The 14,711-nt window shown below is 65.3% G+C and carries 14 protein-coding genes; 5 read left to right on the forward strand and 9 right to left on the reverse strand.

Features of this window, described 5'->3' with window-relative positions:
• Nucleotides 1-59 precede the first annotated feature (59 nt).
• The 3 genes from WA702_RS03765 to WA702_RS03775 all read left to right on the forward strand — a co-directional run bounded on the left by WA702_RS03765 (nt 60) and on the right by WA702_RS03775 (nt 4,756).
• Nucleotides 60-1,007, forward strand: a complete 948-nt coding sequence (locus WA702_RS03765; RefSeq protein WP_425109188.1) for a cytochrome-c peroxidase — start codon at nt 60-62, stop codon at nt 1,005-1,007.
• Nucleotides 1,008-1,017: 10 nt separating this feature from the next.
• Complete coding sequence (locus WA702_RS03770) at nt 1,018-3,543, forward strand: two-component system VirA-like sensor kinase (RefSeq protein WP_425109189.1); 2,526 nt, start codon at nt 1,018-1,020, stop codon at nt 3,541-3,543.
• A gap of 115 nt (nt 3,544-3,658) precedes the next feature.
• A complete protein-coding gene (locus WA702_RS03775) occupies nt 3,659-4,756 on the forward strand; it encodes an amidohydrolase family protein (protein WP_425109190.1) in 1,098 nt (365 codons plus the stop codon).
• Between the two features lie 5 nt (nt 4,757-4,761).
• Here WA702_RS03775 and WA702_RS03780 read toward each other — a convergent pair whose 3' ends face one another.
• From WA702_RS03780 to WA702_RS03795, 4 genes are all read right to left on the reverse strand, one after another.
• Entirely contained in the window at nt 4,762-5,112 is a 351-nt protein-coding gene (locus WA702_RS03780) for a Lin0512 family protein (protein WP_425109191.1), read from the reverse strand.
• A 96-nt stretch (nt 5,113-5,208) separates the two neighbouring features.
• Complete coding sequence (locus WA702_RS03785) at nt 5,209-6,045, reverse strand: NAD-dependent protein deacetylase (RefSeq protein ID WP_425109192.1); 837 nt, start codon at nt 6,043-6,045, stop codon at nt 5,209-5,211.
• 9 nt (nt 6,046-6,054) lie between these two features.
• Complete coding sequence (locus WA702_RS03790; protein WP_425109193.1) at nt 6,055-7,419, reverse strand: MATE family efflux transporter; 1,365 nt, start codon at nt 7,417-7,419, stop codon at nt 6,055-6,057.
• 155 nt (nt 7,420-7,574) lie between these two features.
• A complete protein-coding gene (locus tag WA702_RS03795) occupies nt 7,575-9,506 on the reverse strand; it encodes a condensation domain-containing protein (RefSeq protein WP_425109194.1) in 1,932 nt (643 codons plus the stop codon).
• A 59-nt stretch (nt 9,507-9,565) separates the two neighbouring features.
• On the opposite strand from WA702_RS03795, the gene WA702_RS03800 reads away from it, so the two are divergent.
• The gene (locus WA702_RS03800) at nt 9,566-9,769 is read left to right on the forward strand and encodes a hypothetical protein (protein WP_425109195.1); all 204 of its coding nucleotides are present in this window, start codon (nt 9,566-9,568) and stop codon (nt 9,767-9,769) included.
• Entirely contained in the window at nt 9,766-10,083 is a 318-nt protein-coding gene (locus tag WA702_RS03805) for an alpha/beta fold hydrolase (RefSeq protein WP_425109196.1), read from the forward strand. The genes WA702_RS03800 and WA702_RS03805 overlap by 4 nt, the downstream gene beginning before the upstream one ends.
• Here the strand turns inward: WA702_RS03805 and mtnK are convergent.
• From mtnK to WA702_RS03830, 5 genes are all read right to left on the reverse strand, one after another.
• Nucleotides 10,080-11,369, reverse strand: coding sequence for an S-methyl-5-thioribose kinase (gene mtnK, locus WA702_RS03810; RefSeq protein WP_425109197.1), 1,290 nt, complete (start codon nt 11,367-11,369; stop codon nt 10,080-10,082). The genes WA702_RS03805 and mtnK overlap by 4 nt on opposite strands.
• Nucleotides 11,370-11,476: 107 nt before the next feature.
• A complete protein-coding gene (locus WA702_RS03815) occupies nt 11,477-11,752 on the reverse strand; it encodes a DUF1467 family protein (protein WP_425109198.1) in 276 nt (91 codons plus the stop codon).
• A 16-nt stretch (nt 11,753-11,768) separates the two neighbouring features.
• Nucleotides 11,769-12,173 carry a methylmalonyl-CoA epimerase gene (gene mce / locus WA702_RS03820; RefSeq protein WP_425109199.1) on the reverse strand — a complete coding sequence of 135 codons (405 nt, stop codon included), beginning with the start codon at nt 12,171-12,173 and terminating at the stop codon, nt 11,769-11,771.
• 45 nt (nt 12,174-12,218) lie between these two features.
• On the reverse strand, nt 12,219-13,889 hold the full coding sequence (locus WA702_RS03825) for a ribonuclease J (RefSeq protein ID WP_425109200.1): 1,671 nt from the start codon (nt 13,887-13,889) through the stop codon (nt 12,219-12,221).
• Entirely contained in the window at nt 13,890-14,696 is an 807-nt protein-coding gene (locus WA702_RS03830) for a biotin--[acetyl-CoA-carboxylase] ligase (protein WP_425109201.1), read from the reverse strand.
• Between the last annotated feature and the right edge of the window lie 15 nt (nt 14,697-14,711).

Below are 14,711 nucleotides of genomic sequence, written 5' to 3' on the forward strand. Positions count from 1 at the left end.
CATCGCGATGGCGGGGCCGTTCCACCGTCCGTCTGCTCATCTGCCTCAGCATTCCTACATTGCTCGCGGTCGCAATCGTCGCAGACATCCTGGCGGCGCAAACGCCGCCGGTCCTGGAGGTGCCGCCGCAGATCAGGGGCGGCGCCGACCAGGAGCCGATCACACCGATCCCGCCACCACCCGCGGTCGATCCGCGCAAGCGCGCGCTCGGCGAACGCCTGTACAATGATGTCCGGTTGTCGGCCAAGGGCATTTTCGCCTGCGCATCGTGCCATGACATCAGCACCAACGGTGCCAGCGGCCGGGCGGCGAGCAAGAGCCCAGGTAACGATGCCCCTGCTAACCGCAATCCACCGCTCAACACGCTGAGCGTGTTCAACGCCGCGCTCAGTTTCCGGCTGGACTGGGAAGGCCGCCATCGGACGCTGGCGTCGCAGGCCGAGGCCTCGATCGAAAATCCAGGCAGCATGGATAGCGATGTCGCGACGGCGGCCTCCAAGCTCGCCGCCGACCCCGACATGGCCGGCCAGTTCTTCGCCGCCTATGGTCGCGGTCCCGATCGCGACGACATCCTGGACGCACTGACGACATTCGAGCGCACCCTGTTGACGCCGGGCAGCCGTTTCGACCGCTGGCTCGGTGGTGACGCCGCGGCTCTCAGCGCCGATGAGCTGGAGGGCTATCGCCTGTTCAAGTCGTTCGGATGCTCGTCATGCCATCAGGGCGTCAACGTCGGCGGCAATCTGTTTCAGCGCCAGGGCGTGTTTCGGCAGTTGGTCGCCACCGGGCCGAAGGTCGTGCGCGTGCCGAGCCTGCGCAACGTGGCGACCACATCGCCCTACTTCCATGATGGCAGCGCCGCCACCCTCGAGGACGCCGTCAGCCGCATGGCGGCCGCGCAGCTCGACCGGACCCTGACCGATCAACAGGTCGGCCTGCTCGTGGCTTTCTTGAAGACGCTGACCGGCAATTATCGCGGCTCGCCCGTCGTCGGAGCCGCACCATGAGGGTCCTGTCATGAGAGCAGCGCCCGCCGCGGCAATCGTGGCCATCCTGGTCGCCCTGCTGACCTGGTTCTCGGTCCATGCCTTCAACCGGGAGGCGGAGACGTTCGATCAGGCCTTCACCGAGGTGAACCGCTTCGAGATGATCGAGAACGCGCTGTATCGGCACGTCTTCACCGCCCGCGCCGGCATGTTGCGCAATTACGACCCGCTCGTCGATGACATCAACAACCTGCGCGAGTCGCTGCGGCACCTGCGCGAACTGTCCGGACCCGATACCGACGCGCTGGCGGCCTGCGACCGGATCGCGACGGTAATCGAGCAGCAGGAGGACCTGGTCGAGCGATTCAAGACGGAAAACGCGCTGCTGCATAACTCGCTGTCGTTCTTCGGGCGGTTTGGCGTCCATCCGCCATCGCCCGAACTCGACGCAACCATCAGCGCCGCCGCAGCAGCCATCCTGCATCTCGCGCTCGATACGTCGTCCTCCTCGGTCCACGATGTCAAAGAACGTCTGGACGAACTCGAGCAGCGCGCCCGTGATGCTGCTGTTGCCGATTCCGTCGAGGCGCTGCTCGCTCATGGACGGCTGCTCAACCAGCTCCTGCCATCGGTCGACGACACGTTGAAGGCCCTGCACCGGCTGTCGCAGCGGCAGGAACAGGATCGGCTGCGCGCGACGTTGACGTCGCATCAGCTCGCATCGAGAGCCGTGGCGCGCTGGCATCGCGGGATGCTCTACGGCACATCGCTGCTGCTCGTCGCCTTCCTGGTCTATCTCGGCATGCGCTTGGGAGCGTACGCCCGCGCGCTGAAGCGCCGGGCCGGCTTCGAGCATGTCATCGCCGGCATCTCGATGCGCTTCATCGCCGCCGATCAGCGGACGCTCGGTGCGGAGATCGACCTCGCGCTGGCCGACATATGCGCGCTCCTTGGTCCCGACCGCGGTTATTTCGTGATGAGCGGCCCGACGCCGCAGCTTCACCTTTGGCAGCGACCGGGCATTGCGCGGCCTCCGGGCTGGCCGGAACGCGCGTCCGAGCTTGCTGCGCAGATGGGCAGTGGTGGGGACGTGGTGGTCCAGATCCCGCGCGTTCAGCGCATGCCGACCGGTGACCACAAGCGGGCGCTGCTCGAGATCGGCCTCAGCGGTTGGGCTTGCGTGTCGCGGCTCGAGGACAATGGCGTGCGTGTCGCGCTCGGCTTCGATGCGGTCGGCCGTCCCTGCCACGACGCAGAGGAAGGCGAGCTGTCGCTCTTGAGCATGGCGCTCGATGCCATCCTTCAGGCTGTGACGCGCCATGCCTTGGAAGAAGACCGCGCACGGCTGGAAACGCGGCTGCAGCAGGCGCAGCGGATGGAGCAGATCGGCTTCTTCACCAGCGGCATCGCGCATAATTTCAACAACATTCTTGGCGGCATTCTCGGCCATTCCGAGGTGATCGAGGAGCATGTCGGCACCGACGCGAAGCTGGTGCGCAATCTCGGCGCGATCAGGCGCAGCGCCGAGCGGGCCCGCGATCTGGTCGACCAGATCCTGGTGTTCGGCCGCCGCCGCAATACCGGCCGCAAGCCGCTCAGCGTCGGCGCGCTGGTTGCCGAGGCCGCCTCGCTGCTCGATGTCTCGCTACCCTCATCGATCGAGCTCGTCATCTGCCAGCCGCCCACCGCTGCGATCGTCGCCGGCGATCACACCAAGCTGCAGCAGGTGCTGCTCAACCTCTGCCGCAACGCCGCCAACGCGATGCATGACCGTGGCCGCATCGAGGTTGCAACCGAGTTGCACGAGGTCGACAAGCCACGCACGCTGAGCCACGATGAGCTCGAAGGCGGCCAATATGTCTGCATTTCCGTCACCGACACTGGTCAAGGCATGGACGAGGCGATGCTGAGCCGCATTTTCGAACCCTTCTTCACCACGCGGCCGGCCGGCAACGGTCTTGGTCTCGCGACCGTGCGCGAGATCGTGCGCGAACATCGCGGCGCGCTGAATGTGCAAAGCAAGCCCGGCGAAGGCAGCCGGTTCGAGATCTGGCTGCCGCGGGTGTCGGCAACACTGCCGGCCTCTGCCGACGCCGGGCAGCCCGCACGCCCGATAGGCAACGGCGAGACCGTGATGCTCGCAGCCCAGGGCAACGACAATGTGCTGCGCAACGAAGAGGTGCTGGCTGCGCTCGGCTATGAGCCGGTCGGCTTCAGCACCGCCGATTCCGCGCTCGCCGCCGCGCGGACCAACCCGCACCGGTTCGACATCGTCGTGGTCGGCCATTCCGGCTCGGCTACCGCGTCGCTCAAGCTCTCCGCCACCCTGCACAGCCTGCTGCCGCGCGTCCCGATCGTGCTCGCAACCAAGGCCGCGCTCGAGATCGGCGCCGACAGACTGGTCCACGCCGGCATCGTCGATGTCGTACGCTGGCCGCTGCTCGCCGACGAGATCGCGCTTGCGCTCGCGCATGGCGCGATGCTCGGTCGCAACGTCAACACCAACATCACCGTGGCATCGCCGCATCGCGCACCGCCCGCCACGTCGCTGCATTGACGAAAGTTTTGTACCTATCTCTCGCGACCGCAATCCGTATCATTCACTTGACATCATCAGGTCATCACGACCCAACATCTTGCAAAGATCTGGTCATTAGTCTGGGAGGACATCCGTGGATAATCCGTCACACCGCACCGGCCATCGCATCGGTTGCGCCTGCTGCATCGCGGCGCCCTCCTCGCTCTCGCGCCGCCAGTTCGTCGCCGGCGCCGTGGCGTTCGGCAGCGCCTCGGTTCTGCAGGGCGGACGAGCGCTGGCGCAAGGCCGCGGGCTGATCGACACTCATCATCATTTCTATCCGCCGCGCTATCAGAAGCTGTGGCTGGATTATGAGGATGCGCACAAGCAGCCGCATTTCCCCGGCCAGGTGGCCTGGTCGAAGGCGAAGGCGATCGAGGACATGGACGCTGCCGGCATTCGCACCGCCATGCTCTCGATCGCGTCGACCCCCGGCGTGTGGTTCGATCTCGGTGCCGACCAGGCGAGCGAGCTTGCACGGGAGTGCAACGACTTCGCCGCCGAGATGATGCGGAACGATCCGGGTCGGTTCGGCCTGTTCGCGACCTTGTCGATGCTCGACACCGACAAGACGCTGCGCGAGGTCGAATATGTCTTCGACACGCTCAAGGCCGACGGCGTCGGCCTGCAGACCAATTACGGCGACAAATGGCTTGGCGACGCCATCTATCGGCCGGTGTTCGACGAGCTCAACCGGCGCAAGGCCGTGGTCTATGTCCATCCGCTGGTCGCAAGCTGCTGCGCGCAACTCAGCGTCGGTACATTTCCCGCTGCCATCGAGGTGCCGCACGACACCACGCGCACCATCACGAGCCTGCTGCTGTCAGGCAGCTTTTCCCGCTGGCGCGACATCCAATGGCTGTTCTCGCATGCCGGCGGCACCATGCCGATGATGGCCGGCCGGATCCAGTCGTTCTATAGCACACGGCCCAATCTGCATCAGTTCGCGCCCGATGGCATCATCGGCGAGCTTCGCCGGCTGAACTACGATACGGCCAATGCCACCAGCGGGCCGGCGATGGCCGCGCTGTTGAAGCTGGTGCCGACCTCGCAGGTGACCTACGGCTCGGACTATCCCTACTTCCGGCTCGACCAGATGCGCGACCTGGAGCAGCTGGGACTGAGCGCGTCGGACTTGAAGGCGATCGGCAGCGCCAATGCGATGCGGCTGGTGCCGCGCTTGGCGACATGAGACCGCTACGCGGTCTTGCCGTCGTCGAGGCTGACCAGCACGGCGGCGTTGGCGATGATGATCGCGTCAGAGCCGGTCTCGGCGGGAATCTCGAGCCCGCCCTTGACCGCCGTCACGGTCACCGTGCCATAGGGCAGCTCCTTGGCGACCGCCGCGGTGTCGACCGCCTCCGGGTTCGGCACGCCGATGGTGACGTCGACCAGCATGTCATGCGGCGTCTTGCCGACAAAGCGGAAGAAGCCGAGGCTGGAATGACGGATCGCATCCGACACGGCGCGCTTCGCGGCCTTGGTGGCATCCCGGCCGTGGACGTCGACGCCCATGCCCATCTCGGTAATACAACGCACACGCGCCATGGCCTGCTCCTTGCTGATTCCGTCGGAAACGTAGTCGCCCCGATCTGCTTGGACAACACCTTCACGGGGGCAGAGGCGCCACTGCCAAGCGCTTCATCAGGCCAGCAGCGCCGCCTGCTCGTCGTTGAGCAGAAAGCGCAGCGCGGCCTCGCAGGGCTCTTCAACCTTCAGCGTCAGCAGATCATCAGCGCGGGTGCGCCCGAGATTGACCGCCGCGATCGGAACGCCGCGATCCGCGGCCTGTCGCACGAAGCGGAAGCCGGAATAGACCATCAGCGACGAGCCGACGATCAGCATCGCATCGGCCTGCGCAAGGTGGTGCTGCGCGGTGGCAACCACATCGCGCGGCACGTTCTCGCCGGAGAACACCACGTCGGGCTTCAGCATGCCGCCGCAGGTCTGGCACGACGGGACGCGGAACGAAGCGAAGTCCGCACATTCTAGATCGGCGTCACCGTCAGGCGCATCGGCCGCATCGAGGGCGAGCCAGTCTTCGTTCATCACCCCGAGCGCCTGCTGGAACTCTGCCCGCGGCATCCTGCGCTCGCAGCCCATGCAGCGAACCAGATCGAGCCGGCCATGCAAATCGATCACCCGTTTGCTGCCAGCGGCCTGATGCAGCCGGTCGACGTTCTGGGTCACCAGCAGCTCGCATCGTCGCTGCGCCTCGAGCTGGGCCAGCGCGTGATGGGTCTCGTTGGGGCGCGCCTGCCCGAACCGCCGCCAGCCGACCAGGCTGCGCGCCCAGTAGCGCTGTCGGGTCAACTCGTCGCCCATGAAGGCCTGAAAGGTGACCGGCTGCGGTCGCTTCCAATTGCCGTGCGTATCGCGGTAATCCGGAATGCCAGAATTGGTGCTGCAACCTGCGCCAGTCAGCACGAACAGGCGTTGGTGACCTCTGATGAAATCGCTGAGCGTATGGGAGTCCGGCATGGACCCAATCTAGTGCGCCGGGGGATCATTCGCCAGACGGACGTCGACAGCAGACGCCGCGTCTCCATCGGAGCGCCGGTGCCGCCAGATCAGGCCGTAATAGGTCGCCTGCGCCAGCAGCGCCGCGGCGAAGCCGGCCGGATAGCCCAGCCAGACTCCCTCCAGCCCGATCGCATGCGAGAGCAGATAGGCGGTGGGCAATTGCACCAGCCAGATGCCGGAGATCGTGATCGCTGTCGGCCATACGACGGTGCCGGTCGATCGCATCACGCCCGCGAGCACGTCGCTGATCCCGACGAACAGATAGCCCCACAGCGTCATCAGCAGCGCGTGACGGGCGATCGACAGCGTGACGGGATCGACCACGAACCACGACAGGACGGTGGTCGAGAAGAAGCACAGGATGGCAACGGCACTCACGCCGATCAGCAAATTCATACCGACGGCAATCCGCGTCACGGCACCAAGGCGACCGGCCCGGCCCGCACCGATGGCTTGCGCGGCGAAAACGGTGGCAGCCAGCCCGACCGCCTGCATCGGCGCGAGCAGATATCCGACCACCTGGTTGACCGCGCCATAGGCAGCCGTCGCGCTGGAGCCGAAGGGATTGACGAGAACGACCACGGCCACTTCCGACAGCGACGTCACGGCGGTCTGGATGCCGCCGGGGATGCCGATGCCAAAGAATGGCTTCACGATGGCAGGGTCGATCCGGAGCCGCAGCACCAGATCGCGATCGAGCGCCAGCGGATGCCCGCGGACACCGAGATAGATCATCAGCACCGGCAACGAGATCGCGCATGCGACGAGATTGGCCCACGGCGCGCTGGTGACGCCGAGCCGAGGCAGACCGCCCCATCCCAAAATCAGCGCCGGCGTCAGCACCAGGCTGATGGCGATGCAGAACGCCATCGCGAACAGCGGCGTCAGCGCATCACCGGTGCCACGCAGCAGAAACGTGTAGGCGAACAGCAGCGTCACGATCGGCAAAGAGAGGAACGTGACTCGGGCATAATCGATGGTGGGGCCAAGGATATCCGGCGGCGTTGCCATGGCAGCAAGCATCCGTGGCGACAGCTGATAGCCGATGGTCGCGATGGCAAGACTGAGGAGGCCACAGACCACGAGCGTGGTTCCGGTCACGCTCTTGACCTGCAGCCTGTCGCCGGCGCCATGGGCGCGTGCAACCAGCACGATGCCGCCGGCGATCAGCCCGATCAGGAACGACACCAGCAGAAAGAAGATCGGAAAGAATGCCGAAGCGACCGCAAGCGCAGATCGGCCGAGAAGCTGGCCGAAATAGATCGCGGTGATCGTGCCGGACAGCAACTGCAGCGCGGCGCTACCTGTTTGCGGCACGATAAACCGGGCCATCGCTCGCCACAAGGACGCCTGGTCCTTTGGGCCGCCGGGTGCATCTATCGCCGGATCTGGCTGCGGCGCGGCGCGCGGCGTATCGTCGACCGGCGACGCGCGGCGGACAGCCGCCGGGCGATTCGGGCGGATCCGTTGTGTTGGAGCTTGCAGCGTCATGGCCGGGCGATCATCCGTTCGAGTTCGCTCAAGCCGCGATCTGCGGCATTGGCAGCACTGGCATCGGCTAGGTCCTCCCGTAGCGTTGCCAGCTGTCGACCGGGATCGGCCGCGAACATGCCGAGTACCGAGACGACGTCGTCGAGCAGGCGGCGGATGGCCGCAGCATCGAAGTGTCGGCGACCGAAGATCAGCCGAAAACCCATTTGTGCGCCCGGCGCGACCACCAGGCAGAGCGGGAAGTCGACGCCTTGCTCGGAGCCCTCAAAGCCTGTGATCCTGACGTCCGCGCGCGCGCGATCCGCTGTCTCGTCCTCAGGCGAGGCCGCGATCGGATAATTCTCGAACACGACGACCGACTCGAACAACGCCTTCTCGGCCGGCACGCCGCTCCAGCGTTGAATGTCGCTCAGCAGGCATCGGTCATGCACCTGCTCTTCGGCCTGCCGCGCCTGCAGATCGGTCAGCCAGTCGGCCATGCGCATCGATGGCGTAAACCTGACCCTGCGCGGCAGGATATTGGTGCACAGGCCCACGATCCGCTCGACGCCTGGCAGTTCGGCAGGCCGGCCGGACGTCATCATCCCGAACAGCACCTCGCGTCCCCCTGCAGCACAACGCGCGAGCGCCAAGGCCCACGCCCCCTGAATCAGCACGTTCTGCGTCAGCCGGCGTGTCTGGGCCAGTTCCTGCAAGCGCGCGGTCAGCTGTTCCGGGAGCATCACGCGATGCTCGCCAACCTGATCCGGCGTCGCGGTCCCGTCGCCTTGTGGCAGATCGAGGCGGTGCGGCAGCGCTGCGCCGCCCAGGCGCTCCTGCCAGAAGGCTCGGCTCGCCCGGAGATCCGCCGAAACCAGCCATGCCAGATAGTCGCTGTAACGCTGTGGCGCAGGCAAATTCGCTGGCCGACGCCATCGCGCGGCGGAATACAGCTCCATCAACTCGTTCAGCAGAAGCGGGATCGACCATCCATCCAGCACGATGTGATGAAAGCTCAACACGAAGATATTGCGGCCAGTGACGAGACGCAGCAGGCTGGCCCGCAACAACGCACCCGAGGCGAGATCGAAACCTTGCCTCCGATCGTCCGCAAGCAGGTCCTGCAGACGGCGCTCGGCGACATCGGGACCGAGCTCGGAGCAATCGATGGCGCGCCACGGCAGCCGCGCATCACGCCGGACGACCTGCACCGGCAGCTCATCGTCATCGGCCATGGCGATGCGTAATGCGGCATGACGATCGGCCAATGCGGCCCACGCCGCCTCCAGGGCGGCAGCGTCCAGTTCGCCATCCAGCGTCAGGCATAATTGCTCGTGATAGGCGACGCTGTTGGGTGACCGGCGCGCATGGGTCAGCATGACATACTGCATTGGCGCCAATGGCCAGATGTCGTCGATATCAGGATAGATCCGTTGCAACGTATCGAGCCTGACCTCAGTGAGCCGGACCATCGGGAAGTCCGATGGCGTGAAGCCGCCGACGCCACGCGTCGTGCAATGACGGATCAAGCCGCGGAGGGTGACCATGAAGCGCTCCGCCAGATCGGCAACAGAGGCATGATCATGCGCGGCCGGCCAATATCGCCATTCGGCGACCAGCGTCCCGCCTCTGACGGCGGTCACTACCTCGAGCAGATGCCCCCTGCTCCGCTCCGGCGCGATCGCCGGGCCGGAGCTCTCGGCGGCCGCGCGCCAGCCGCTCGTGCTACTCTCATCGAAACGGCCGAGATAGTTGAAGCTGAGTTGCGCACGCGGCAGCGCCCGCAATACGCCTGCGGTCCGCGCGTTGAGATAGCACAGCAGGCCCCAACCGATGCCGCCTTGCGGCACTGCACGAAGCTGCTCCTTGACGCGCCGAAGCACTGCACCGGCAGCCGCGCCGCCGCTCCTGGCGTCGGCGTAATCCAGCGCACCGGCATCGAGCCGCACCGGAAACATCGTCGTGAACCAGCCGACCGTGCGGGACAGGTCGACATTCGCGTGCCGCCTTGCCGGTCGATCGCCCGACCGATCCGCGCAATGCAACCTATCGCGACACCAAGGGACTAACGACGGCGCTGTCGCCCGAGGACACCCAGGCGCTGCTGACGACCGTGCCGCAGGCCTATCGCAGCCGCATCAACGATGCGCTGTTGGCGGCGTGCCGCATCGTGCCGCGCCACCATCGTCCGATCTGCTCGATCATGTCATGAGGTCGATGCGCCGGCCGCACGCCGCGGCGACGTTTCGCAAATGGGAGCGACGCGAGGTCGGGTGGCATGGTTTGCGAACCTGCTATGTCGATCGGCTTCCAGAGCTGGATGTTCCCACGCTCATTCTCCATGGCGCCGATGATCCTCTCATCCCGATCGCGGTCGCCGAACGCGCCAGCCGCCTGCTCCGGCATGCGCAGATCGAGATCATTCCCGATTGCGGCCATCTCGCACCCTTGGATCAGCCTGAGGCCGTGACACGGGCATTGAGCGACTTCCTCCTGCCCGGCCCCGACAGCCCGACCGCGACTTAGAACTCCGGCTGCCAGTCGCGTGCGGTCCGCGCGGCGTTGGTGACGGCGCCGATGGTCGTGAACGATGCCGTGTCCACCATCAGCGCGCGCGCCAGCCGCAGGCTGCGCGCCTCGCAAGTCGCGCGCATCTTCGGGTCCTCGATCAGCTCGAAATCGATGTTGTGGGCAAGCCCGAGGATGCGACGAATGATCTTAGCCGCGGTAAAGCCAACCGTGTCCTGGAATAGACGTGCCATATAGGCTTGGCGTTCGGCCTCTAGCCGTGCAGCCCCTGCTTCGCCTGAAAAGAGCGACAGCGGATAGGCATCGCCCGCTGCTTCGCCGCGCCACAGCTCGAGAAATTTGCGTGCGAACTCGCCCCAAACCTGCTCGACCGTTTCCAGCACCCAGGCCTCGAATACGCGTCGCGCGCCCGGCTCGCGCTCGTGTCCGGAGGAGGCCAGATAGGCCATCAGCAGATTGGCGATGATGGCGCCGATATCGAATCCCATCGGGCCATAGAAGGCGAATTCAGGATCGATCACACGTGTCTCGCGCGCAGTGACCATAATCGAGCCGGTGTGGAGATCACCATGCAGCAGCGCCTCTGCAGAGCTCAAGAACTTCAGCTTCAGCCTGCTGATCGCCACATGCAATTCGAGATCATCGCGGAACTTGGCGGCGGTCGCATCCAGCCACGGCACGGTCCAACGATTCTGCTCGGCGACGCGATAAGGATCGGTGAAGATCAAATCTTCGGTGATCTTGCACAGCGCATGGTTGCCGGCGAACGCTGCGATCGCCTCTTTCTTCTGCGCAGCCGGCAGCGCGAGATCGGAGGAGAAGAACAGCATGCGCGCGATGAAAGTCGTGATGTGGTCGACGAAGGCAGGATAGGTCGTACCGGCAACCAGCCCCTTGCGCATGATAATGTGCGGCTCGAGCAGCTCCATGGCGACCAGCGCGAGCCGCTCGTCGTGGTGGAGCACGGCCGGCACCAGATCCGCCGCGAGCTTGGCCTGATTCGTCAGCGCCAGATATTCGTAATGCGAGCGCGACAGCGGTAGCGGCCAGCTCTCGCCGACCAGCCTCACATACGGCAGCGCCTGCTTGACTGCGAGCCCGCCAGAGGCGCCCTTGACGATGAACACCAGATTGAGATTGCCGTCACCAACTTCGCTGATCGACCAGCCCTCCGGCGGGCCGCCAAGCCGCGTCGCCGCCGCAGGAATACCCGCAAGATAGTCGCGCAGATCACCCTCGCGCAGGATGCGATAACCCTCTGGCGGAACGGCATGCAAGGTCATGATGGACGGCCTCCCCTGATCGATCTTTGTTTTGTGACCCACTATAGCAAAAAGCCGACGCGCATGGGCGCATCGGCTTTGCATTCGGTCGTTGCAGCGCAACCGGTCTAGAACGGCATGCCCATCAGCTTCGACAGGCGTTGGACGTTCAGATAATCGGCATCATAGGCCGCAAGCCCGGCGGCGAAGATCGCAGTCGAGAGTACCGTCGTCCAGAGCAGCCGCCTGCCCATGCGGCTCACGATCGGTGCACCGGGATCGGTGCCGGCCACACCGCCGCCATCCTCGTGCTGACTGCGGATGCCGAACGGCAGGGTCAGGAACAGCGTGATCCACCAGATCACGAAGTAAATCGCAAACCAGGTCGAGATGATATACACCATCGGAAACTATCCCTGCTCAGGACTGCTCGATCTCGACCAGTGCGCCGGAGAAATCCTTCGGATGCAGGAACAGCACCGGCTTGCCATGAGCTCCGATTTTCGGCTGTCCGTCGCCGAGCACCCGCGCGCCCTCCTTTATCAAAGTATCACGCGAGGCGATGATATCGGCGACCTCGTAGCAGACGTGATGGATGCCGCCATCGGCATTGCGCTCGAGAAATTTCGCGATCGGCGAGGCCTCGCCTAGCGGCTGGATGAATTCGATCTTGGTGTTCGGCAGAGTCACGAACACGGTGATGACGCCATGCTCCGGCAGCGGTACGGCCGGCGAAATCTCGGCGCCGAATGCAGCGCCATAGATCTGCGCGGCCTTCTTGGCGTCCTTGACCGCGATGGCCACGTGATTGAGCCGGCCCAGCATGCTTCCTCCATTGTCGTTGACGCCGCCGACCTTATCGGCCTGCGCTTAGACTTGCAGCACGTGCACGAGGCAGATCGGCTTCTTGCCCCAGTGCTCGTTGACGGCGGCCCGCACTGCGCGCCGTATCGATTCCGCCATCGCGTCGGGATCGCGTCGTCGCGCCCGCGGCAGCCCTTCGAAGGTCGACATCACAGCATCGAACACGATGTCGTCGATCTCCTCGCCGGCCATCGTCTTCTCGGGGATGCCGACCAGATCGACTTCCGGCTCGTCGACCATCTCACCCTTCTCGCCGACGGCGATGGCGACGAAGATGCAGCCCGCGAACGCCATCTTGCGCCGCTCGGAAACTGCGCGCGACTTGGCGTCCTCGACGATATTGCCGTCCTTGTAGAGCCGGCCGGCCGGAACCTCGCCGATGATGCCGGGCTCGCCTGGCCCGAGCTTGATCAGGGCGCCGTTGCGGCAGGTGATAACCTTCGGCACGCCGCAGGCGCGCGCGAGCCGCGCATGTTCCGAGAGATGCAGCGCCTCGCCGTGCACGGGGATCAAGAGCTGCGGCCGGGTCCAGGCAATCATGTCGCGCAGCTCGTCGCGGCGGGGATGGCCGGAGACGTGAACCAGATGATCGCGGTCGGTGATGACCTTGATACCCTGCTCGACCAGCCCATTGATGATGGCGCCGACCGCCTTCTCGTTGCCGGGAATGGTGCGCGACGAAAAGATGACGCTGTCGCCACGGTTCAGGGTGACCTGGGGATGGTCGTCATTGGCGATCCGCGCCAGCGCCGCGCGCGGCTCACCCTGGCTGCCGGTGCACAGCGCCAGCACCTTGTCCGCGGGGAAATGACCGTAGAGATCCATGCCGCGGAAATTCTGCACGCCGTCGAGGTAGCCGGTCTCGCGCGCCACCTGAACCACGCGCTCCATGGCGCGGCCGACCACCACGACCTCGCGGTCGGCGGCTTTTGCCGCGTCGGCCACGGCGCGGATGCGCGCGACATTCGACGCAAAGGTCGTGACGGCGACCCTGCCCTTGGCGCCCTTCACCAGTTCGGTGATGGACTTGGCCACCTCGGCTTCCGAAGGCGAACGCCCGTCGCGCACGGCGTTGGTGGAATCGCCGATCAGGGCCATCAGCCCGGCATCGCCGAGCTCGCGCAGCCGCTTCTCATCGGTCGGCGCACCCAGCACCGGCGTCGGATCGATCTTCCAGTCGCCGGTGTGCAGGACGGTGCCGACCTCGGTGTGGATTGCGATCGCGTGCGCCTCCGGAATCGAATGCGCGACCGGAATGAATTCGACATTGAACGGACCGACATCGACGCGGCCGCGAGACGGGATCACTGTGACAGGAATTTTCGGCGCGTTGCGCTCGGCCGCGCATTTGGCCTCGAACAACGCAGCGCTGAACTTGGTCGCGTAGATAGGACATTTCAGCCGTGGCCATAAGTCGATGATGGCGCCGAAATGGTCCTCGTGGGCGTGCGTCAGCACAAGCCCGACCAGATTGTTGCGCTCCTTCTCAAGGAAGCTGATGTCCGGCATGATCAGGTCGATGCCCGGCAGATGCTCCTCATCGCCAAAGGAGACGCCGAGATCGATCGCAAGCCAGGAGCGCTGGTGGCGGTTGCCGAGCCCGTAGATCGACAAGTTCATGCCGATCTCACCGACGCCGCCGAGCGGCGCGAAAGTCAGTTCATCCGGCCGCGCCATCTAGAGCGCCCTCGCTGTCGCTGCCGTACCGAAATAAACGTCGCCTGCAGTGATCGGCACCAATCTTCCCTCCGTGGTCCGGACCACCATACAGCCCTGTTCGTCGATCGTATCGAACGTTCCCTCGATAATGGCAGTGCCGGAGCTGATGGCAACCCGCTGACCGAGCCCCGCAGCGCAGTCGAGCCAAGCCTTGCGGATCTCGGGGAAGCCGTGGCCATCCTGCCAGATGCCGCGATATTCCGCCCAGTGATCAGCCAGTGCTCTAAAAAGATCCTCAGCAGAAACGGCCATGCCAAGTGCATGCAACGAGGTGGCCGGCGTCGGCGTTCCCGCGGGCGCCCCCACGACGTTGGTGCCAATGCCGACCACGACCGCCAGGCCTGCCGCCACCTGTTCGGCCTCGACCAGGATGCCGCAGAGCTTCTGGCCGTTGGCTAGCACGTCATTAGGCCATTTCAGCGCAAAATCCAGCTGTCCGCCCCCGGTCCGCATCACGGCCTCGAGGCTCACCTGCCGCAGCGCGCTCACCATGGCAACGCCCACAGCGAAGCCGAGCGTCGCGGCCATTGCCGGCGTCACGTCCAAAATCTCGAGCACGCTGGCGGCGAGATTGCCTCGCGGCGCGATCCACGCCCGCTGTCGCCGGCCCCGCCCTGCGGTCTGCTCGGTCGTCACGTACCAGCAGGGCCCGCGCTCGCCGCCTCGCGCCCGCGTCAGTGCCTCGGCATTGGTCGAGCCGGCTTGATCGAACGCAATCAGCCCGTAGCCTGCCTTGGTCGCGCGCGGACCGAGAGTGAAGGCCATCTAGAACAGCGACTT

The sequence above is a fragment of the Bradyrhizobium sp. genome (genome assembly GCF_049798375.1).
Classification (GTDB): Bacteria; Pseudomonadota; Alphaproteobacteria; order Rhizobiales; family Xanthobacteraceae; genus Bradyrhizobium.

Excerpts from the sequence above, each read along its gene's own strand:
- WA702_RS03770 (WP_425109189.1), top strand. The coding sequence starts at position 1,018 with ATGAGAGCAGCGCCCGCCGCGGCAATCGTGGCCATCCTGGTCGCCCTG.
- WA702_RS03780 (WP_425109191.1), bottom strand. The coding sequence starts at position 5,112 with ATGGCGCGTGTGCGTTGTATTACCGAGATGGGCATGGGCGTCGACGTC.
- WA702_RS03785 (WP_425109192.1), bottom strand. The coding sequence starts at position 6,045 with ATGCCGGACTCCCATACGCTCAGCGATTTCATCAGAGGTCACCAACGC.
- WA702_RS03790 (WP_425109193.1), bottom strand. The coding sequence starts at position 7,419 with ATGGCCCGGTTTATCGTGCCGCAAACAGGTAGCGCCGCGCTGCAGTTG.
- WA702_RS03805 (WP_425109196.1), top strand. The coding sequence starts at position 9,766 with ATGAGGTCGATGCGCCGGCCGCACGCCGCGGCGACGTTTCGCAAATGG.
- mtnK (WP_425109197.1), bottom strand. The coding sequence starts at position 11,369 with ATGACCTTGCATGCCGTTCCGCCAGAGGGTTATCGCATCCTGCGCGAG.
- WA702_RS03815 (WP_425109198.1), bottom strand. The coding sequence starts at position 11,752 with ATGGTGTATATCATCTCGACCTGGTTTGCGATTTACTTCGTGATCTGG.
- mce (WP_425109199.1), bottom strand. The coding sequence starts at position 12,173 with ATGCTGGGCCGGCTCAATCACGTGGCCATCGCGGTCAAGGACGCCAAG.
- WA702_RS03825 (WP_425109200.1), bottom strand. The coding sequence starts at position 13,889 with ATGGCGCGGCCGGATGAACTGACTTTCGCGCCGCTCGGCGGCGTCGGT.
- WA702_RS03830 (WP_425109201.1), bottom strand. The coding sequence starts at position 14,696 with ATGGCCTTCACTCTCGGTCCGCGCGCGACCAAGGCAGGCTACGGGCTG.